Consider the following 21,830-nt stretch of genomic DNA (forward strand, 5'->3'; position numbering starts at 1 on the left):
ACCAAAGACTCTGTGCCTATTCGTGTTCGATGACCTGCTGGCTCTTAAATTTATCTGCTGCTAGTTCAAACTTCAAAGGCCTTATTACTAAGACCTTGTTTGTTAATCAATTTCGTTCTAATAAGCCTCGGCGACGTAATGGCTCGGCGGCCGACATGGGTGAGAGTAGCTTTTCGAATAATCTAGTTAGTTGCTGAAGTTCCTCATCAGAAAGTAAAGAAGCTAGTTGATCACAAAACATTCCTTCTAAATCTTCCAAGTACATTGCGAGCTCCTTGGCTTTTGGTGTCAAAGTGAGTTCGACAGCTCGACCATCCGCTTTTGAACGGCTTCTTTCAATGAGCCCGAGCGACACCATATGAGTGATTAACCGCGATGGTGAACCCGACTCGCAGATAAGCTGTGCACCAAGTTCCTTCAGAGTAAGTGGATCACTCTTTGAAAGTACACGGATTACCTCATAATGGGATCCAGTCAGGCCATGAGGATCAAGCAGTTCATCGAGCATCCGTGCTCCCTGTCGTTGGGCTGCCAAAATCATATAACGGAGACGTTCTGCCAGCAATCTTTTCTCAACTTGGTTCATATAACTAGTGCCTCATCCTCGAGAATCATTGGCAGTATGTCTGGGTCATGATTAGCATAAACACCTAAACAATCAGCACTATAGGTGAAGTCTCGTACCCATCTTAGCGAACATGCAGCCTCTTCACGGTTGTCAGCGACACCAGGCAGGATCATTTCCCTCCATGATCGTGATGAATAACCGACATCGCTAGCAAGGAGGACCCATCCTCCGGACATTTTGGCGAGAACGGAAAGCTGTCCTCGGCTATGACCAGGCGTATGGACGAGGAAAATAGATTCATCTCCAAATAGATCTAGTCCGAGTCCGTAAGGACCAAATGGAATAGAGTTCGGGCGAAACGAGTCAAATTTGACGCCTTCCCACATGGTTTGGGTGTAACCAGGAGATCGTTGTGCTGCCTCAATTTCCAGTTCACTAACGATTATCCGCTTCGCTCCGGCGACGTGTTTTAGTCCACTTACATGATCGGCATGAAGATGGGTTAACACAATTGCCTCCAAGTCGAGTTCACTGAGTCCAATCTTGGCGAGTTGCTCATGAATGGCGGCGCCTTCCGGCAAAGATCCTTGAAACATTGTCGAGGCCAGAAAGCCAAGATGCCGCCGTTGATCTTTGCGTATGTCCGAATGCCAGCCAGTATCGATCAGCACAGGACCATGTGAATGTTCAATTAAGTAAGCCGACACGGGAACTGTTATTCGAGTAGATGCTGGTCGCATCCAACCGGTATATGGCATCGGATGAAATGTGCGCTCGCGATAGGCAAGAGCCCGGTCTATTTTGACGGACCCGGTCTGTAAAAAGTGAATTCGTGAAATTACATTCATAAAAGCATCCCCTTTAGCAGGAAATAATGATGACATGTCATATATTGGATTTTAAATGACATGTCATGTAAATTCAATGCTATATTGAGTATAAATACAGTGGGGCGAAATCTTCACTAAGGGAAGCGTCAAAGAACATTTCAATGTCCTTGACACTTTTTTAGCTGAATTAAGGGAGTGGAACATTGCACCTCACCCCTTTTGGAATAAAAAAGGACCCCTTGAAAGAGGTCTTGATGACGGATCAATTATGATAGTTGTCCTTTTCTATCGCCTGTCATCCTCACTGTTTAAGCTTAATATCCCTCCAGTTAGTACGGCCATCCTTGTCGTAGCCAGTCATTTCGCTGGCGCTCAATATCTCGCCTGTGGTGACATCAAAGAATACGTTCATTCTTAAGCTGTCATTCTCAAGGTTGGGAGAATTCGGTGAGATGCCCGTAACTCTTAGAAGCAATCGCGGTTTGGAGGATTTGGGATCAGTAATAAATCCGGCGATATTAAAATGATAACCCTTGATCCAGTCATCCTCTATTTGAGGATTCCCGGGCTGCATACCCAGTACTTCAATAGCTTTTTTGATTACCTCGGGAGAATCAATTTTCACATCAGAAATAGCATAATGCCCTTTCATAAGTAAATGGGTCTTGTTCTTTTTTACATTATCAACAGTGGCTTTTCCATTTCGAATCGATATCAGAATACTAATATTTCCATTCTTGCTGCCAAAAAGAGCATTCCACGCATTCCTTTTTCCGTCCATACCATCGTTTCTCTCTTGGGGTAAAACAACACTATCCGTGCTTGTCAAGTCAATAAGCAATGGATCTTCTTCCGTATGCTTCTTTGCTTCCTCGTATCCAAGGCGCCACGCTTCCATTGCGGTTAAGTATTTCTTGTCATCGGTCTTCACATCGGTTTTCTCACCGGTATTCTCATTGGTCTTATCACTGGTTGTTGACAGTACCGGTTCCACTGGTTTTTGGGCAGGACTGTTAAACGGACCGATCTTGAGAGCGTATAAAAGGAAGACCATACTCACGATTATGATAGTAAGACCGATCCCGATGTATTTATTTTTTAACAAGGTTTCTTCTCCTAAATTGTATTTTTTGAAGCGAAGTTTTAGAAACTCGGAAAAGGGAGCGAGGTATCCCCTTGTGAAGAGAATTGGGGGCGTGGTAGCCGACAAGTTCTCACTCCAATGGTAATAACCTTCTCCCTTTTCGTTTCTCGATGAAGTTCTAAAGTCCGAGTTAACCCTCCATTAGTGAACGGCGATGTTTTTGCAAAAATCAGGTAAGCTTAAGGTTACAACGAATAAGTATAGTCAAGTTTAATGACACCATATTTAATGGCGGAGGCAGTATCCTTATGATAGTAGATATCGATCCAATAATCTGTCCTCTTCGGACCAGAGCCTGTATCATCTACTTTAAAAGTGCTTGTGTAGCCGACACCATCAGGCAACCAAATACTTTTGTTTGTAGTTAACTGTGTACCAAAAGGAATAACGGGTTTGTAGTCGCTGCCACCGAGATCTTTATTCCTATGGACGGCACAAATCCCTAGCACCGGCACGTTATTATTCGCTGTATTGTTACCTGTCCAATTGTATGCCGTGGAGTCTTGGTCCTTCTTGGAATATGAGGTGGCTAGAGGGCTCACCATAGACGCTTCACTTGCAGTTATAGGCTCAACGAGAGGTACCCCCGTTGAGGATAGCTTACTCGCATCAGATTTATTTGCCTGTTCTGTCGTAAGTGCTTTTTTGGTAGCAAGGTGTGAAAATGGTGAAAATCTTCCTTCTGCATCCGGTCCGCTTTCAATCGCCTTCCTTAGTTCATTAGCATCAACATTATTCAATTCTGCCAGCTTTGTAATCTCTGAACTGGTAAAGCTTGTCGTCTCTCCGTCTAACGTCACTGACACAACAGATGCTTCCTCCGTTCCCTGATTCACTGGTTGGGCAAATGCACTGGACGAAAGAGCTAGCAACATGACGGAGGATAACGCCGCTCCTGATATGACTTTGAGTAGTTTCATTGGTTCAATCCTCTTTTCTGTTTATTTTGAGGTTCCTCCAAAAAAACTTTAATTTGTTTAATTTTGGAAACCTCTAGATTTAGAGTACTTCTATTTCTCCGCTTAGTAAATAGTAATATTTTCCCATATATATTCTATCGATCGCATAACACGGTTGAACGACGTCGTTGCCGAGATGCTTGCAGTCCATCCATTTAGCATATGACATATGGATCAAAATTTTCCTTAAACGGCGACTGATGCTGGTGGAGAAGGTACGGGCGGTGAGGATTAATCGGGGAAATCCGTATCATTAGTAGGGCGAAAGACGAAAGGTCCGTCTCCAGCCGAGGCAGACCTTTCGTAATTGTTAACGGTAGCGCCGAAAGAATGCTTGAATATCGCCCATGAGCAAATCTGGCTCTGTACCTATTCGTGTTCGACGACCTGCTGGCTCTTAAATGTATCTGCTGCTATTTCAAATTTCCATGGCCCCTTCATGTCAATCATCGGCTTGGATACTTTAACATCCAGTTTTGTCGAGTTAGGATCATATTTAACCTCGAAAAATTTCATCACGCCAGTTGTTGAATCATATGCACCACCATTTTCAATTGAGGTATCTGTGGAAACATAGAAATACTTTAAAGAACGACTTAGCTGAAGAGTATTTGGCATCTCTACATAGATAGCTATGTAGTCTTCGTTAAACCTTGATTTGAGCTTTTTAAATTTGGTCAGTTCTACTGGGAAACCAGCTATGTCAAAGGATTGGTTTAATGGACCTTCTTCTCCGTCCGGAATGTTGATCGATAATTTGACTTCCTCTCGCCCGACACTAATCAATTGCGGGATTGATAACGTGTAATTCTTAACATCTGAGCTTCCCAGGTTGAAGTAAATGTCTTTAAAAGAAATCCATGTACCTTTGTTATCAATGGGATAGTCATTACCCAATTCATCTGTAACGCTGATATTTTCATTCATTATAACAAGATCACCTTTCTCAAAACTACTAAAGACATATTCAGTATATCTGAATCGATTCGAGTCTTCCGTACTTAAAAATATTCTGCCCTTATCACCTGCAGGCGTTGGAATAGCAGTAATCTTTAGATCATGGTTTTCCACGGATTCTCCGATCGCATTTAGGTTGTCGATGGTGTCCACCTTGCTGAGCGGAATCGTAAAGACTTCATTCGGTTTATCTGCAAAAAATAATTGTACATGATCTTTAACATCAATCTGAGCATTGAATTTATATGTGACATATTCATAACCTTCTTCTCCACCGGTGTCACCAGATGAGATTTTGTGGACCTTACCAGATTCGTCCTTGATTTTAATATCATAATAATCATTGGAATATTTGATCATTTCAAGCGTAGTCAAATCCTTTTGCACCAACATAGCCGTTATGGTAGCACTTTGCTTGCTATTTTTAATATCAACGGGTTCTGTCAGCATATAAGAATCTGTGGTATTGTCTGACTTCTGAACAACGCCGATTCCTGGGATGAATTGCAGTGCCCTTTGAATGGCTTCTGAAATTTGGGGATTGAATACAGCTGCTGCGCTAATGGAGATTACGCCGATCATAGAAGCAGAAATTATTCGATTCTTCAACCGCTTCCGCTTCCTCTTTGGAGTAACTAATGCCGTCTCCCATTCCGCTTTCGCTTGGTGAATGCCCATTACACTTCGTTCATGAAGCGATGCAGGAATAGGGATATCGTCAATCGCTTGTTTTATGTTATTGCTCATATACATTCTCCTCCTTAACTACCTTCCTTAACTTATGCAAGGCGCGGTATAGTATCGTTTTGCTGCTTCCGAGGGGGATTTGCAGGACTTCGGCAATCTCCTTAATCGTGAAGTCATGATAAAATCTCAGCAGGATTACACTTCGTTCATCCTCATCTAGTTGTTCAATTAATTGTTTCAATGAAATTGAAAGCGGCATATCGTAATCCTCATTACTGACAGCGAACTCCAAGTGTTCGGGCTTTAGATGAACGACTTTTTTCCGCTTACGAAGCAGATCGATTGCACAAGTTATACAAATTCGGATTAACCATGTTTTAAAATATTTTGGTTCCCTCAGGGTCGCAATCAGCTTGAATGAGCGATAGGCCGTTTCCTGGATGACATCCAAAGCATCCTGCTGGTTGTTCACGTATACGTAGGCTGTTCGATACAATTGCTCTTCATATTGCTGAAAGAGTATGATATACGCCTTGTGATCACCTAATCGTGCTTTATGTACGAGATCTTCGATTCTCCTCACCCACTTTTTGGTTCATATATCTATTAGACGTATCAAATTAGGGGTTGGCTTTATTATCCAAAAGAATTAATTCGAGAAAATTGTTTAGAGGTGTAATGGTGAAGTCAACAAAGCACATCCGTTTTGCGCACTTATTTACCATGAGCAGGATCGGGGGCTGTCTGGTTACTTTCTATCGGCGCTGATCGGGCGTAAATCAATGTTTCCCCTTTACTTTAGAACGGAGCGGTGCTAATATAGATTTCGATAGTTATAGAACTGCGGAATGGATGCGGGGAGGTGCTAATAGTGGGAGAAAATCAAGAAGATATCGGGCAAGCGGTTAAAGTGTATAAAGCTTTGGGGGAACCAACCCGGCTGAAAATCGCTTTACTGCTCGCGAAAGAGAGCAATTTATGTTTCACTGCCGTCGGTGAAAGGCTTGAATCGGTTGCAGGCTCGACGCTATCGCATCATTTGAAGCAATTGACGGACTCTGGCTTGATTGATTTTCGCAAGAATGGATCGTTTATTCACTATAACGTCAATCGAGAAATAGCAGAAAAATTTGCGCCCTTTTTGTTGGCGTAATTTTTTCGGATATCAATTCTATAAATTTAGAACTGTGGAATTGATGGAGATTTATATTTGAATGAAGTTTTAGCGAACGAATCGATTAAGAAGGAGAGAATGACTATGAGCGGTCAAACGAATACGATGGAGATTGGAATGAGTACCTTTCTCCATGCAAATCCCGGAAATGGCGGTGTCTCACATGCCGAGAGGCTACGCCAGGCGATCGAAGAGATGCAATTAGCAGATCAAGTTGGCCTCGACGTCTATGCCGTCGGCGAGCACCATCGAATCGACTATACAAGCTCGTCGCCAGCTGTCATTCTGGCCGCTGCTGCCGCTACAACGAAGCGGATCCGGCTCTCGAGCGCAGTGACGGTGCTATCTTCGGATGATCCGGTGCGGGTGTACCAGGACTTTGCAACGCTGGACGGGCTATCGAACGGGCGAGCGGAAATCATGGCCGGACGGGGTTCGTTCATCGAATCGTTCCCGCTATTCGGCTATGACCTGAAACATTACGAGGAATTGTATGAAGAGAAACTGGAACTGCTGCTGAAGATTCGTGCTTCCGAAAAGGTGACATGGCGCGGCGGTCATCGCCCGGCGATTGACAACATGGGCGTCTACCCGCGTGCACAGCAGGAGCCTTTACCTGTCTGGATCGGTACGGGGGGGAGCCCGGAATCGGCTGTTCGCGCTGGCTTGCTGGGACTTCCGGTTGTCTTCTCTATCCTGGGCGGTGAGCCGCGGAGATTCGCACCCTTGGTGGAGCTCTATAAAGAAGCCGCCGTGAAAGCCGGTCACGATCCGAATAAGCTGCAAATTGCTACGCATTCGCATGGCTTTATTTCGGATACGACACAAGAGGCAGCTAAGCGGTATTACCCTGTTATGGCCACTCAAATGAACCAGCTTGGACGGGAACGAGGCTGGCCTCCTTATACACAGGACTCGTACGATGCAGCCCGCAGCCTTCAAGGCGCTCTTTATGTTGGAGATCCCGAATATGTCGCAGAGAAGATCGTGCTGCTGCATAAGAACCTAGGCTTGACTCGATTCATGATGTATAACGATTTTAGTTCATTGTCGCATCGCGACTTGCTGCGGACAATTGAACTTCTCGGCACCAAAGTAGCGCCGATTGTCCGTAAGGAGCTCGGCCGTCAGACGTCTGGAGATAACGCTTAAAGCCGAGTGCAAACGCTTGGAACGAGGAGGCTTGATTGAGCCGAGAAATGAAGTCGGCGAATTAAGCATTATTTTTTAACTATGACTTCTATAGATTTAGAACTGATGAAATGAAAAGGGGAAAACAAATGAGAAATTCATGGAAAATTTATATTCTGGCTATTGTCAGCTTTTTAGTCGGAACTTCGGAGTTTGTGATTACTGGCATTTTGGATATGCTTGCAAGCGATATTGGAGTGTCGGTAGTAGCGGCCGGGCAGTTGATTACGGTCTACTCGCTTGCTTATGCCATTGGTACCCCGATTCTTATTGCACTCACGGCAAAAATGGATCGAAGAAAGCTTATGCTATCGGCTTTGGGATTATTTTTCGTTGGGAATTTGATCACTGTCACAACTACAGGCTACGGCATGCTGCTCGGAGCAAGAATTATTTTGGCGATCAGCACGGGGGTATTTATGGTCGTCGCCATGACGGTTGCCGCCAAAATGTCTCATCCTGGAAAACAGGGCAGCGCTATCGCCACGGTTTTAGTGGGCTTTAACCTCGCACTTATTCTAGGGGTCCCGCTTGGGAGGATCATTGCGGGCTCACATGATTGGAAAATCATCTTTACGGGAGTCGGGGCCCTAAGCTTGGTCGCGATGGTGGTCCTTTTGCTTACGATTCCGAAATCGGAAGGAGAGGCTCCCGTTCCTATTCGGGAACAGCTCGCCTTATTAAAAAACCCCCGAATCGCTGTCGCGCTTTCCATCAGTTTTTTCTGGATATTGGGCTATACGATGCTGTACACCTATATAACGCCGTTTCTTCTGGACATTACGGGGATGAGCGAAGGGATGATAAACGTCGGGTTGTTTGCGTTTGGGCTGGCCAGTCTCATAGGCTCCCAAGTTGGCGGCTACGGTGCAGATAAATGGGGCATCCCCCGTACGATGATTGGGGGCCTGCTCTTTCACTCCGGAATATTATTGTTACTGACTGCGTTCTCCCACTCGTCCATGTTCGTGTTGCCTTTGCTTATGTTATGGTCCTTTTTTGCTTGGTCGATGGGGCCGGTTCAACAGGTTTATTTAATCGGCATGGCTCCTCAGGCTTCGGGGATCGTCCTGAGTTTGAACAATTCTATCGTGCAGTTGGGAATGGCCGTAGGGGCTGTAATTGGGGGTATCGTTGTAGAAAGCATCTCTCTTGCAGCAGTTGGTTGGTTTGGCGGAGTTGGCGTCGCAATGGCACTCATCCCGGCTATTATTTCTTTATCCATGCGTCGCCGATCTGCAACGGCGGAACGAAACGGAGCGTAACCGACTAATCGGAGACAGAGAGAGCAACACGTAGTGGCGGTCACTCGTGTTGCTCTCTCTTTTTTAAGTACTAGGCGTCTTAACGACGGGAAATTAAACTTCCATTTTCGTACATGCAGTTGCCACGATCATCCAGACCAGAGACGCAGTGCCTATTCGTGTTCGATGACCTGCTTGCTCCTAAATTTATCTGCCGCTATTTCAAATTTCCATGGCCCCAATATAATAAGATCACCTTTCTCAGCAGAACTACTATAAAAATCTTCAGATTACCTGAATGAATTCGAGTGTTCCGTACTTAAAAATATTCTGCCCTTATGACCTGCAGGAGCTGAAATAGCCGTAATCTCTAGATCTTGGACTTCCACGGATTCTCCGATCGCATTTAAGCTGTCAATGCTATCCACCTTGCTAAGTGGAATGGTAAAGACTTCATTCGGTCTATCTGCGGAAAACAATTGTGCCTGATCTTTAACATCAACCTCACTAGCGAACTTATATGTGACACGTGCAAATTCATTGCCACCATATGTGTGAGAAGATGAGATTTCATGCACCTTGCCAGATTCGTCCTTGATACTAATATCATAATAATCATTCGTATATATGTTCATTTCAATCGTAGTCAAATCCTTTTGAACTAACATAGCAGTTACGGTAGCGGCTTGCTTGCTATTTTTGATTTCTATCGGTTCTGTCAGCATATAAGAATCTGAGCTGCTGTCTGCCTCCTGAACGACACCGATTCCTGGAATAAACTGTAGTGACGACTTTCATGAGCTTGTGCAAGGCGCGGTATAGTATCGTTTTGCTGGTACCGACCGACTGCTTGCCCAGGGTCCGAATTCCATTCCTCCTATGGGGCTGATTATAAAAACCGTTGGACTCGGAAAGTACGAGAGATTAAAATTTAAATAATAAGTAGATATACTCATTCCCTTATCAGAGAGAGTTAGTAGCTCCGATAATATCTATAACTCGAGTTGAGAATACCATTAGACAGGTGTGTATGATCATTAGCAGTGGTAGAAAATTAAAAGACTTTATAACCAATCATCCCATAGCACTGGCGGATCTCATTGAACTCTCCATAATATTGTCGGAAATGGTGCTTCGCGAGCATCAACAGAGTGCGTTGATTGGAGGCTTGAGCCCCTTCAACGTCATTATTCAATGGGAAGAAAAGAAAGCATACATAATGGAGATCGGGGAAGGGCATCCGGCTTACAAGTCTCCAGAACAATCGGGCCGGATCAATCGAGTACCGGATGAACGAAGTGACCTATACGCATTAGGTGTCATTATCTATGAGCTGATGACAGGCCAATTGCCTTTTCTTCCTGAGAGTGGTGAAGATTGGAGCACTGTACATATTCGCAAGACTCCCCGGTTGCTGTCTGATAATCGACCGGAGGAAGAGGGACCGCTGCAGGCCATTTTGATGAAGCTGCTGTCCAAATCCCCGGAGGACCGTTACCAAACCGTATATGGGTTACTAGATGACCTGAAGAGGTATCAGGAAATGCTGAACAACGGCAGATTGCTGGTGCCATTCGAACTGGGTCGCTTAGACAAAATCCGGTCTCTGGGTGTGCCAGATGCATGGTACGGGCGCAGCGAAGCAGTAGAGCGGATGGAAGCCGGGCTAGAGCAGGCTGTTCAAGGAAAGAATGCACTTTTATGGGTGACAGGCCAGAAGGGAGTCGGCAAAACGGTACTCGTTCGTAGACTTCAATCGAACGTCGTCCGGCAAGGTGGTAGGTTTGTAGAGGGGGAGGCAGAAACCGGTCAGCAGAGTACCTCGTATGAGCCGATTCTTCAAGCCATGCGGCAATGGGTGCATCAGTTGTGGAGTGAGCCGACCGATGTTATTTCAGAACTAAAGATGAAACTGCAGGCCAAGTATGGACAAGAAGCACAGGAGATTGTATCCTTCTTGCCCGAGGCAAAGCCGCTGTTCGAAGACGAGGTGGGGATCTCCTCAGCCCTCAACGACAAGAGGGGCCAGGACCGTTGCGGAGAGTATCTACCGGATTTGGTTCGTTGTATGGCTGAATGCAAACCTCCACTCGTCTTGTTTGTAGATAATCTGGAATGGGCTGACTCCGGAACGCACGCGGTGATCCGATCGCTTGTGCTGGAGCGCGAGGTGCCCGGGCTATTCCTGATTGGAGCTTGCAGGACGGAAGAGGGGGGCGTTTCCAGCTTGTCTGAGCCGTCGGACCCTAACCAAGCCCCGGCGGCTTCATGGCTAGCTGAGAGATGGTGTATGAATCCTGAGGAACACATATCCCTACAGCCACTGCATAATGAAGATGTGAGCCAGTATGTTTCTGACGCCTTGCATGAAGAGTCCGCTCGTATTCGTCTGCTGGCGAGGTCTGTTTATGATCAGACTGGAGGTAATCCGCGAGCTATACGCCTTTTACTGGAACACTGGCAACAAGAGAAAAGACTCGGCTTTGATGAGATACGGCGTCAGTGGACATGGGACCCTGAAGTAACCCGGCAACTGGGCGCCCTGGAAGCCAATATCCGCGCCATGGAGGCAAGCTTTAACAGGCTTCCGGATGATAAGAAAGAGCTGCTTGTTATGGCCGCCGCGGTAGGTCCGGTTTTTCGCCCATCAATTCTGGCAGAAGCGTGCGATATACTGCCGGATGTGGTGATCCACAGTCTTCAAGAAGCGGAGATGGAAGGACTCATATATCATGAGGATCATGGTGAGCAAGGGGACGGGCAAGACAGATTCTATTTATTCATGGATGAGTCGATTCACCAAATGGTTTATGCCTTCGACTCGGTACGTAATGCACAACGACACCATAAGATAGGGCAACTGCTGCAGCGTCGTTCACCGGAATGGAGTGAGCATCTGATACTGAAGGCGATTGACCATTTGAATCTGGCCTCATCGGTTTTGACGGAGCATGAGGTAAGGCAGCTGGCCGAGCATAATCTTCAGGCGGGAAAGAAGGCATTGGCTGAGGGACGCTATGCGAAAGGGAAAGAGTATGCCGAAAACGGACTTCGCCTGTCAGCGGAGCTCGAGACGGGGGAACTTTATGTTCAACTTCAGCTGGTTTTGGCATGGACGGAGCATATGGTCGGCCATCCCGAGCAGGCGAGAGTGCGATTGGTGGAATTGAACAAGAACAGCGGGTGGATGAGCCGAGCCGACCGTTTGAGCATATGGGAGCCCTTAATTCAGCTTCAGGCCTTTGTGGACAATGAGACGGCAATTCAATACGGAAAAGAGGCTCTGGCGGCCTACGGCTGGGAGATTCGGGAGAAGAGTTCCCTGTTGTCTATCGCCAAGGAAGTATTTCGGACAGAGCTTCTATTGTATCGAAAGCGCGATATGCGCTATCGGCTGTCCGACCCTCTCGATGGAGAATATGCAGAGTTATGCATACTGTTGATGAAGCTTTTTTTTCCGCTGCTCATGCACGACACAGGAGCGTTGGTTGACCTGTATGCCCGGTTTATTCGTTTCGGGCTCCAGAAAGGGGTAAACGAGTCATTGGCCGTCATCATCAGTGGATATGAACTGATCGTGCAGAGAGTGCTTCCGAGCTATAGGCAAGCACTTCCGAAGGCCGGGCCAATGTTCATGCATTATGCCGATCCTTCTAAATTCAAAAATCAGCATTTGGTTACATACGTGGGTGGTATGTCCAAGCAATTGGACAAACCTTCGGAAGCCTCCGTTATGTTGTACAAGTCCATGCGCCAGGGACTGGAAGCTGGAGATAGAGACTTTGCCAATCTCGCCATGATTACCTGTGTCGTAACACATAATGGAGACCTCTATGCTCTAAAGGAGCTATTACATTACTTTGAAGATAATATTCGTCAGAGCGCCAATGGCACGACGATGGAGATCGTGCAGATCGCAGGAAGTTATCTAGAGGCGCTGCAAGACGGTTCCCTGACAGAGAGCTTCGTTGCTATTTCGCAGGCTTCGTCCAGTGCCGATGTGGAACCACACGAAGAAGATAATTATAGCTGTGGCTGCAGGCTGGAAGTTGCTTACTTGTCGGGCAACTACCGGGAAGCGTTGTACTGGGCGAAGCAGGGAAGGACTAACGAGCTGCCACTGGACCGGACGAGAATCCGAAAGCAGCGCTTCTATGAGAGCTTGACTTTAGCTGCTGTATTCTTTGAGAAAGGTGAGGAAGAACGTAAGCAGATCAGGCGGGCCTTTCATCATCAACTACGAAAAATGAAGAGTTGGCGAGGATTTCTCGGCCATACGTCCTCGGCTTATCTACTGATGAAGGCGGAAGGGGAACGCATTGCCGGACATCCCTTATCTGCGGTATCCGGATATATGGCTGCGATCAGGAAGGCGAAAACTGAAGAGTACACTCTCATGGAAGGAATCGCTTGCGAACGTCTTGCAGCCTGTTATAGAGAGGATCTAATCAGTCGGACTGGAGCCAAGATTGCCTTAATGGATGCAAGTGCAGCTTATGCCGAATGGGGCATAACCTTCAAGGTGACCCAGAACAGAAGTCAGCATGCCGAGTTGTTATATCCGGTTCCTACGCAGCAGAAGAGGCAGGCCTTGGAGAGGGAAATTGAGAGCGATCTTACGCGCATCGATTTGCCCCGGGATAATGCTCAAGCGGAAGGTATTGAAGCAGTGAGTGAAAGCGAGTACGAGCTTTTGCGGCAACTCGTCGATGGGCCCGGCAAGCCCAAGCAGGCGAGTTGGACGACAAGTCTTTTGGAAGCATCACTTCAACAATCGGGCGCTGATCAAGCTCTCTTGCTGAGCCACCAGGAAGGCGGATTCACTATTGAAGCAAAGGGATGGGACATACCGGAGAAGGAAGCAGCATCCGGAATGTACGCAGAGAGTGTCCTGCGCCATACTGCGATGACGGGCAAACCGCTTGTTCTTGATGATGCGATCGGGCGTTTCTGGATAAAAGATTCCTATATTCAAGCACGGCAGCCCAGATCGATCTTGTGTATGCCGATAGCAGTTCCAGGAGAGCGGATTTCCTATTTGCTCTACTTGGAGAATCGGCAATTGCCGGGTGTGTTCACGGAGCGGGATGTTAAGGTGTTGGAGCTTGCAGCGGCGCGCATCATTTATGTCAAGCTGCTGGAAGATGAAGTTGGGGCTGCGAAAATAGCAGGTGCCGAGAAAGCTGTTCCTTCTTTTGTTTCAACAGTCGATCCACACGAACTGCCCGATCCACTGACCGAACGGGAGCATGAAATTTTAATGGCGATCACGGAAGGGCTATCGAACCGTGAGATTGCCGATCGACTCGGCATAGCCGAAACAACGGTCAAGACACATGCATCCAGAATCATCAGCAAGCTGGGTGTAAAGCGGCGGGGTCAAGCCGTCGTGCGTGCCAGAGAGCTGGGATTGATAGAGTGATAAACAAGGAAGCGAGCCTTATAGGGGCCGCTTCTTTTGTTTTTTTATTGATGAATATCTTTCGTACTGGAGCCACCTTTTTTACTGAGTACTACTTTAGTAGGACTTCAATTACCTATGCTTCGACTATGATGTTCTAGATATTGTCGAATGATAACCACATAGCATCATCATTTTGGTGTCCGACATGCAGATAGTGATATGAAAGGGGAACAACATGAGGAAACTGTTTAATCGTTTGTTAATTGCTGTTATGATTATGACTTTAATTGGAAGCACTGCATCAGAAGCTGCTGGAATGTATAATGAACCGATCCGGGGCGACCGCCAGGAGGCTCTGTCAAAAGTATCGAATTATGCTGGAAGCGGTGCTTATGATGATTGGGATGGAGCGGCGTCAGAGGCATCTTTTCGTATGCCCCAAGGGATCACTGTCTTACAGGATGGTTCCGTGCTAGTGGCGGACACACAGAATCATCTCATTCGGCAGGTGAAGAATGGAAAGGTCTCTACTTATGCAGGCTTGGTGCTTGATGAAGATAACGTCACTCCTGAGGGGGCTTGGCAGGACGGAGCTAAGGAAGACGCCGTATTTAATGGTCCTTCAGGCATCGATATAGATAAGGATGGCAATATCTACATAGCGGATACGGGCAATCATCGGATAAGAAAAATATCTAAAGACGGAATAGTAACCACAGTTGCCGGGGATGGCATCATCGGCGATGAGGACGGCACAGGTACCGGAGCTAGATTCTACCATCCACAGGATGTGGCTGTTGGTGCAGATGGAATGCTGTATGTCGCGGATACATTGAATCACTTGATCCGTCAAATCACGCCAGATGGGCAAGTGACTAAGCTTAATACTCCGTCTAACCGCGTGGTAGAGGTTGAAGCCGGCTATGTGGTTCCAGCGGGGGACTATGCGGACGGTGAAATGGCAGCATCCAAGTTTAATGAGCCTACCAGTATTGCCATCGATCATAAAGGCAATCTGTACGTAAGCGATACAGGTAATCAGGTGATTCGATATATTGACCTGGCAAAAGGTACGGTTGCAACCGCAGCGGGCTTGTCTACAGGGAAGAAGCCGGTGTATACGAATGGAAATCTGTATGCTGAAGGCGGTTATGCGGATGGAGCAGGTTCAGAGGCGCGCTTCCTGTTCCCTAAGGGGATCGCTGTAACAGAAGAGAATGGGCTGGTGATCGCCGACAGCTTGAACCACACGATTCGTTACCTTGTTGATGGACATGTGAGTACAATTGCCGGCAGTCCTGCCCAGTTGGGTCAATTAGATGGCATTAACGGTCATAACCTGCTGCACAATCCTACCGATGTAGCGGTGCTGCCTAGTGGAGGCTTGCTCATCGCAGACAGTTATAACAACAAGATCCGAGAACTTGAATATTATCAGCTTCCGTCCAGTCTATCCCGCAATGAGCAGGTGAAGGTTGTGGTGGATGATTCGGTAATCATCTTAGACGTACAGCCCGAAGTAGTAAAGGGACACACGATGGTGCCTGTAAGAGCCTTAAGCGAAAGGCTGGGCTACCAAGTTGAATTGGCGGATAAACAGCGCACGATTGAATTGGTAAAAGGCGAGTTAAGCATCAAGCTGCAGCTGGGAAGTGAAGTGGTTTCCATTCGGAATACCGCAGCCGCTACCGAAGAGCAGCGGAGGATTGAGGCAGCACCTTATACAAAAAATGGCCGTATCTATGTTCCGGTTAGGCTTTTCAGCGAGGTATTTGGAGCGGATGTGCAGTGGGATCCGTCCACGAGAACCGTTATTCTACGTGAAATTAAGAAGGCTGTTGATAAGCTGCCTGCAGTAGACCGCAAGTCGCGTGCAGCGGTGATTGATCAGATAAAAGGAACGGTCTGGATCAATCAGGCGGGTGGTTCATTGACTTACCGGGCTTATAATGGCATGATACTTCACCAAGGCGATCATATTGTCACTGAAAAAGGTACGACAGCGATCATCAAAACAGCCGACCGTAAGGATGAAATTACGCTTAGTGAAAATTCGAAGTTGTACATCTCAAATTTAAGTTCTATGGGTGCCTTCCAAACAAAACACACGAGCTTTATGTTATGGAGCGGTCTGGCTTCAGCCAATGTGTCCTCGCTGGTAAATGCCAAGGATACCTTCAATATTCTGACACCGACGGCAGTGACTGATGTTCGGGGCACGAATTTTATAATAAGCATTGATCCGATTACAGGACTGTCAAGGCTTGTTGTGCACAGCGGCATGGTTGTGGCAACCGGCAATAGAACTAGTCCCGATCAGAATCCAGCCTTAGTATATCCGGCGCATCAGCTGAACCTTTTTCCGGGGTCTGGTTCAACAATACCGAGTATGCCATCTATAGTTGATCCGGCTGATTTTGTTCATCAAGCTTCGCCTGCTGTCATTGAAGCCCTATTAAGAAATAAGCAGAGAATAGACCAGGAAAATAGGGAGATGCTGGGGAAATTGCAGAATGAAGCTTCCGGCTCTATGCTAGGCGGAAATTCGGAAGGTTTAACTGAAGATGATCTGGAACGATACCAGAACAATCTAGATAATCTGATTGCGAATATTTTAAAGCAGGCTCTTGATCAGAATAAAATCGATCCAACTGAGTTGCGAAAGCTTATCGATGAGGTGAATAAGCAATCTGATACCAAAATCGATTTGAATAAAGTCCAGCCACTTCAATTATCGGAAAATGAGAAGCGGCAGCAGGAAAGACAGAAGAAGCTTGAAGAAGAGCAAAATAGGCTGCTGGAGGAGCAAAATAACCAGCGCCAACTGGCCGAACAACAAAAGCAATCCTTAATCGCTAGACTGGAAGCGGAAAGAAAACGGATTGAGCAGGAAAATAAAAAGAAACAGGAGGAAGCGGCCAAGCGAGCGGAAGAAGCATATAGGCAAAGTCTTTCGCCTGCTGAAAGAGAGAGATTTGATCAGCAGCAAAAATTACTGGAGCAGAGGAAGCAGCAGCAGGTACCTGCACCAACGCCCGCACCGAAACTAACACCGACGCCTGCACCGACGCTAACACCGACGCCAACACCGACACCGACACCGACACCAACACCAACACCAACGCCGTCCAATACGGCTCCGAATGTGGTTAAGGAAATATCAGATATCATGGTGAACGTTGATCTTCCTATCGAAATGAACTTGAATGAGGTTTTTCAGGATGCGGATGGCGACAAGTTAACCTTCACAGCCCATTCGAGTGAGTTGAGCGTTGCAGAAGCGGGTGTAGACGGAGCCATGCTGCATGTTATACCAACCGGGAATGGCTCTTCCAACATTCATATTACAGCTGATGATGGAAAGGGAGGCTTAGCTGAAACCTCCTTCCGTGTCGCGTATTATCGGGAATTACAAGATCTGAGAGCTGAAGTCACGTCCGATTTCATTGGACTCTATTGGGATGAGTATGAGGCAGAGGATGTAAGCTACCTCGTTTATATGAATGGTGAGCAAATCGAATCCACCAGCACCACTCATGTTTTGCTTACGGATCTTGAACCGGATACGGTTTATGATCTGCGTGTAATTGCGGTTATTGGTGAAAAAGAGATTCAGGCGTTTGGAGACTATTTGGTAAGGACAAACCCACTTCCAATTGACTTTGATCCTATAGAAGATGAGTTGATTTTACCAGAATAATGAAGAGGCTGAACCCAGCATGGCTCATTAGTGGCGGCTTCCATCAATGATTATGAAGGGAATAGAATAAATTAACGTAAGAACTTTCCCGATTTGCAGATTAAGAACTGGCCCAAGGCGTATTATGGCGTGAACTTTGGCAGATTGAAGCAGGTGAAACGAAAGTACGATCCTCATAATGTGTTTCGTTATGCTCAGAGTATTCCAGTGGGTAAACGGGTCAGAAAATGATAATCCTCAAACCAGATCTACGAGTAAATCTTAAGGAATAGGGCTGCTTAATAAAAAGTTGATTTTCCTTACAAAAATGGCTTTCCCTCAGGTGAACTATAACGACCTTGTGGGACAGCCATTTTGTATTAGTTTCCGTTATGACTGTTACGGGGAACCGTACCCCAAATAAGGGCAAGTTTCTTTACGGAATTCCTTGCGAGACATGGATTTATGGCGGATTGCTATTCATTGTTTCGCGGCTCCTCGTGCACTTTCGACAATCGGAGTCGTATAACAGCCTATTAAACTGTTTAAAACAGGAATTAATCACTATTTTTAGCATGTTCGAGTCATGATAAACTATAATTGTAAGCGCTTTATTAATTTCTTCTGAAGGAGGCGAATCTGAAAACGACTGGCACGTAATCGGATAGATCGTCCGAAATCCAAATTATTGAGGAGGGATTTATGATGATGCGTTTGTTCAAAAGCAAGCAGTTGTATTTCATTCTTTTGATCGCGGCGCTCGCGGCGGCATTGTTCCCCGCTCCGAGCGCTAACGCAGCTTATTCGCTCGTATGGAGCGACGAATTCGACGGGACGACGATCAACGCCAACAATTGGGTATTCGAAATCGGCAACGGTAGCGGAGGCTGGGGCAACAACGAACTGCAATATTACACGAGCCGCACGGATAACGCCCGGATCGAAAACGGCAATCTCGTGATCGAGGCGAAGCGGGAATCCTACGGGGGGATGAATTATACTTCAGCCCGCTTGAAAACCCAAGGAAAAAAGAGCTTCAAATACGGGAAGATTGAAGCGAGAATGAAGCTGCCGAAGGGACAGGGGCTCTGGCCAGCGTTCTGGATGCTCGGAGCGGACATCGGAACAGTAGGCTGGCCCAGAAGTGGCGAGATCGACATTATGGAACACGTCAATAACGAAAACAACACGCACGGGTATATTCACTGGGATGACAATGGTCACGCCTCGTACGGCGGACCCAGCCATTCGGTCGACGTGACTCAATACCACAACTATTCCATAGAATGGACGCCAAGCGCGATCAAATGGTTCGTCGACGGCGTTCAGTTCTGGGAAGCCAATATCGCGAACAATATCAACTCGACGGAAGAGTTCCACAAGGAGCATTTTTTGCTGCTCAACATGGCGGTGGGCGGCAATTGGCCAGGCTCTCCGAATGCCTCGACCTCGTTCCCGGCCAAAATGTACGTCGATTATGTTAGGGTTTACCAAGATGTCGCGAATCCTCCTGGTGACCTCGTATCCGGCGGTACGTACAAATTGATCAATCCGAACAGCGGCAAAGCCTTGGACGTGTCGGGCTCTGGAACAACGGCCGGTACGAACGTGCAGATCTGGACCGACAACGGCAGCGGCGCGCAAAAATGGACGATCTACCGCAATGCAGATGGCACCTACAAATTGATTAACATGAACAGCGCCCTCGCGCTCGACGTGGCGGGATCCGGAACAGCCAACGGGACGAATGTGCAAGTATGGACCGACTTTGGTAATCCCGCACAGACATGGAATATTACCCGGAACGCTGACGGTACTTACAAGCTTATCAACCCGAACAGCGGCAAAGCGCTGGACGTTGCCTCTTCGGGCACGGACAATGGAACAAATGTGCAGATTTGGGTGGACAACGGCAGCAACGCCCAGAAGTGGAATCTGATCCGATTACAATAAGCAGTGAGGGGAAGGGCTGAAAGAGCCGCGACAATCGCGGCTTCTTCAGCTTTTAAGAACCGGCAATGACCGCCGTTCTTCCGATGCTTAACGTTACCCATCTGTCCACATTTTGTACAATAAGCAAGCACTATATTATTTTTTCTGGAACAAACGTTGAAGAAATTCGTTTAATTAGATACCAGTCTAGTAGCAATATCGCGAAACCTGCTATTAACATAATCAAATTACTAAGTATCAACGCCCCTGTAACTTGCCCGATGATAAGAAGAATGAGGGGAAGAACGAGGCTGCCAATTGCGGTAAGAAAGTTATGTCGGGGTAGCTTTGTCCGGTTTCCCACTTTGACACAGATGCTTTGGACACACCTATATAGTGGGCAAGCTCATCTTGTGTTACTCCTTTTTCCTTCCGCTTGGCTACGATCGTTCTGCCTATATTCATTTCCTTCATATGACCACCTCAACTATAAGTATATAGAGGATATACAGCAATCCACAAAGGGTTTGTGGGTGATTTTAGTTGAAAATATCAACTAACAGGCAACTTATGTTGAGACGGCATCGAACAGGCCCTCCAGTTCAACTTTTAGTCGGTTGAAGAAGCCCTTGATCTGATCGAGAAGCGCCGCCGGAAGTGCTCCGGTTCGGCAAAGGACATCAAAGTCCTTCTGGGTCTTTATGATCCTCACGCACGTTCCTCCTTAAAATGAAAAGAGCCCCTCAAAAAAGGGGCCAAGGTACTGGATCACGAATATTTCCTGCTGGCATTGGTTATTTCACTTTCATGATAAGAGATTGATCCACCTCTTGAATGGAGCTTCGTCCAGATATAGCGAGTTGCAGTTCGGTTTCCGCAATAAGGTGTTTAATCACCTCTTCTACCCCGGTTTCTCCTGCAACAGCCATGGCGTATGCATACGGGCGACCGACGAGTACAGCAGTAGCGCCAAGAGCGATGGCCTTTATGACATCTGCTCCTCTACGAATACCACTATCCATGATGATTGGAATTTTCCCCTGTATCGATTCACTAATAGAAGGTAAGACGTCCAAAGTAGCCACGGCTCCGTCAAGCTGTCTTCCTCCGTGGTTCGAGACAATGATACCGTCAACGCCATGCTCCAAAGCCAAAATGGCATCGTCCGGATGTGTAATACCTTTGATAAGTAGAGGCAACCGGGTATGTTCACGAATAAAGTCAAGTTCCTTCCAAGTAAAACAGGTATTATTCCCTTCATCTAAAGCTTTTAAGGCTGCTGCTTTGACGTTTTTATCAGGTGCTTCCTTGAGCTTTGAACAAAAGACTGGATCAGAGAAATAATTGCCCATCCCATGTCCTGTAAGGAACGGTAAGTATGCGTTACGCAAGTCAGTCTCACGCCAGCCAAGAAGTGTCGAATCCACTGTGACAACGATGGCCTTGAATCCGGAATCCTCTGCACGTTTTAGGAAGCTCTTTGTAAGTTCGTGATCTTTAGGAGGATAAAGTTGGAACCATCTAACACCATCTCCCATCTCTTTTGCCACTTGCTCCATAGATATACTGGAAACATTGCTAAGTATATAAGGAACTCCACATTTTGCCGCGGCTTTAGCGGGGGCAAGTTCGCCATCAGGATGGAGAATTGTATTGACTCCGATCGGTGCTAGTAGGAAAGGAGCGGGGAATTGGGTTCCGAAAATCGATACCGTGAGGTCACGTGTTGTAATATCACTACATACACGAGGTCTTATTCGATATTTCTGAAAAGCATCTACATTGCCACGATGTGTATCCCCTGCTCCTGCTGCGCCATAAACGTAGCCAAATGGCGCGGCAGCAAGAATTTCCTTTGCCCGGGTTTCCCATTCGTCGAACGATACTGGTAATAGCTTCGCGGCCTCATCACCGCATTGATAAAAGTCCATTTGTATAGTTTCGCTATCCATAGCCATCCCAATATCCCCCTCAATTTTTATGGGGACATTTCCCCTACACTTAGATTGATTTATGGAAACTCTCCAAAACCTTCTTGATTGAATGCCCAACCACTTCGGA

15 protein-coding genes and 2 pseudogenes are annotated in these 21,830 nt (G+C 46.7%); 7 read left to right on the plus strand and 10 right to left on the minus strand.

The features are described from left to right. Positions 1-106: 106 nt before the first annotated feature. The 6 genes from ABEQ74_RS08780 to ABEQ74_RS08805 form a co-directional block, all read right to left on the minus strand. Complete coding sequence (locus tag ABEQ74_RS08780; protein ID WP_430121523.1) at positions 107-586, minus strand: MarR family winged helix-turn-helix transcriptional regulator; 480 nt, start codon at positions 584-586, stop codon at positions 107-109. Next, positions 583-1,416 (minus strand): N-acyl homoserine lactonase family protein, encoded by an 834-nt coding sequence (locus tag ABEQ74_RS08785; protein WP_430121525.1) that lies wholly within the window; start codon positions 1,414-1,416, stop codon positions 583-585. Before ABEQ74_RS08785 ends, ABEQ74_RS08780 begins: the two co-directional genes overlap by 4 nt. 283 nt (positions 1,417-1,699) lie before the next feature. Then, positions 1,700-2,503 (minus strand): hypothetical protein, encoded by an 804-nt coding sequence (locus tag ABEQ74_RS08790; RefSeq protein ID WP_430121527.1) that lies wholly within the window; start codon positions 2,501-2,503, stop codon positions 1,700-1,702. 224 nt (positions 2,504-2,727) lie between these two features. Then, positions 2,728-3,462, minus strand: a complete 735-nt coding sequence (locus ABEQ74_RS08795; RefSeq protein WP_430121529.1) for a hypothetical protein — start codon at positions 3,460-3,462, stop codon at positions 2,728-2,730. A 408-nt stretch (positions 3,463-3,870) separates the two neighbouring features. Then, positions 3,871-5,205 carry a hypothetical protein gene (locus ABEQ74_RS08800; RefSeq protein ID WP_430121531.1) on the minus strand — a complete coding sequence of 445 codons (1,335 nt, stop codon included), beginning with the start codon at positions 5,203-5,205 and terminating at the stop codon, positions 3,871-3,873. Then, positions 5,195-5,728 (minus strand): sigma-70 family RNA polymerase sigma factor, encoded by a 534-nt coding sequence (locus ABEQ74_RS08805; RefSeq protein WP_430121533.1) that lies wholly within the window; start codon positions 5,726-5,728, stop codon positions 5,195-5,197. Before ABEQ74_RS08805 ends, ABEQ74_RS08800 begins: the two co-directional genes overlap by 11 nt. 288 nt (positions 5,729-6,016) lie before the next feature. Here ABEQ74_RS08805 and ABEQ74_RS08810 point away from each other — a divergent pair, with 288 nt between their 5' ends. From ABEQ74_RS08810 to ABEQ74_RS08820, 3 genes are all read left to right on the plus strand, one after another. Next, positions 6,017-6,298: an ArsR/SmtB family transcription factor gene (locus ABEQ74_RS08810; protein ID WP_430121535.1), complete on the plus strand. Its 282-nt coding sequence runs from the start codon at positions 6,017-6,019 to the stop codon at positions 6,296-6,298. A gap of 105 nt (positions 6,299-6,403) precedes the next feature. Beyond that, positions 6,404-7,471: an LLM class flavin-dependent oxidoreductase gene (locus ABEQ74_RS08815; protein ID WP_430121537.1), complete on the plus strand. Its 1,068-nt coding sequence runs from the start codon at positions 6,404-6,406 to the stop codon at positions 7,469-7,471. A 128-nt stretch (positions 7,472-7,599) separates the two neighbouring features. Continuing rightward, complete coding sequence (locus ABEQ74_RS08820) at positions 7,600-8,775, plus strand: MFS transporter (RefSeq protein WP_430121540.1); 1,176 nt, start codon at positions 7,600-7,602, stop codon at positions 8,773-8,775. Positions 8,776-9,044: 269 nt separating this feature from the next. Here ABEQ74_RS08820 and ABEQ74_RS08825 read toward each other — a convergent pair whose 3' ends face one another. Continuing rightward, positions 9,045-9,479 carry a hypothetical protein gene (locus tag ABEQ74_RS08825; protein ID WP_430121542.1) on the minus strand — a complete coding sequence of 145 codons (435 nt, stop codon included), beginning with the start codon at positions 9,477-9,479 and terminating at the stop codon, positions 9,045-9,047. A gap of 305 nt (positions 9,480-9,784) precedes the next feature. Between ABEQ74_RS08825 and ABEQ74_RS08830 the strand changes: the two genes are divergently transcribed. The 4 genes and pseudogenes from ABEQ74_RS08830 to ABEQ74_RS08845 all read left to right on the plus strand — a co-directional run bounded on the left by ABEQ74_RS08830 (position 9,785) and on the right by ABEQ74_RS08845 (position 19,790). Next, positions 9,785-14,176, plus strand: a complete 4,392-nt coding sequence (locus ABEQ74_RS08830) for an AAA family ATPase (protein WP_430121544.1) — start codon at positions 9,785-9,787, stop codon at positions 14,174-14,176. Between the two features lie 217 nt (positions 14,177-14,393). Then, positions 14,394-17,858, plus strand: a complete 3,465-nt coding sequence (locus ABEQ74_RS08835) for a stalk domain-containing protein (RefSeq protein WP_430121546.1) — start codon at positions 14,394-14,396, stop codon at positions 17,856-17,858. Positions 17,859-17,939: 81 nt separating this feature from the next. Then, positions 17,940-18,089: pseudogene (locus tag ABEQ74_RS08840) on the plus strand (BBE domain-containing protein); the annotation flags it as partial. A 453-nt stretch (positions 18,090-18,542) separates the two neighbouring features. Beyond that, positions 18,543-19,790 carry an RICIN domain-containing protein gene (locus ABEQ74_RS08845; protein WP_430122144.1) on the plus strand — a complete coding sequence of 416 codons (1,248 nt, stop codon included), beginning with the start codon at positions 18,543-18,545 and terminating at the stop codon, positions 19,788-19,790. A gap of 282 nt (positions 19,791-20,072) precedes the next feature. Here ABEQ74_RS08845 and ABEQ74_RS08850 read toward each other — a convergent pair. The 3 genes and pseudogenes from ABEQ74_RS08850 to ABEQ74_RS08860 all read right to left on the minus strand — a co-directional run. Continuing rightward, positions 20,073-20,243 (minus strand): annotated as a pseudogene (locus tag ABEQ74_RS08850) (helix-turn-helix domain-containing protein); the annotation flags it as partial. Positions 20,244-20,337: 94 nt separating this feature from the next. Beyond that, positions 20,338-20,481, minus strand: coding sequence for a hypothetical protein (locus ABEQ74_RS08855; protein ID WP_430121548.1), 144 nt, complete (start codon positions 20,479-20,481; stop codon positions 20,338-20,340). Between the two features lie 82 nt (positions 20,482-20,563). After that, positions 20,564-21,727 (minus strand): alpha-hydroxy-acid oxidizing protein, encoded by a 1,164-nt coding sequence (locus ABEQ74_RS08860; RefSeq protein WP_430121551.1) that lies wholly within the window; start codon positions 21,725-21,727, stop codon positions 20,564-20,566. Positions 21,728-21,830 lie beyond the last annotated feature (103 nt).

It is taken from the genome of Paenibacillus solani (assembly GCF_050475945.1).
GTDB lineage: Bacteria > Bacillota > Bacilli > Paenibacillales > Paenibacillaceae > Paenibacillus_AQ > Paenibacillus_AQ solani_A.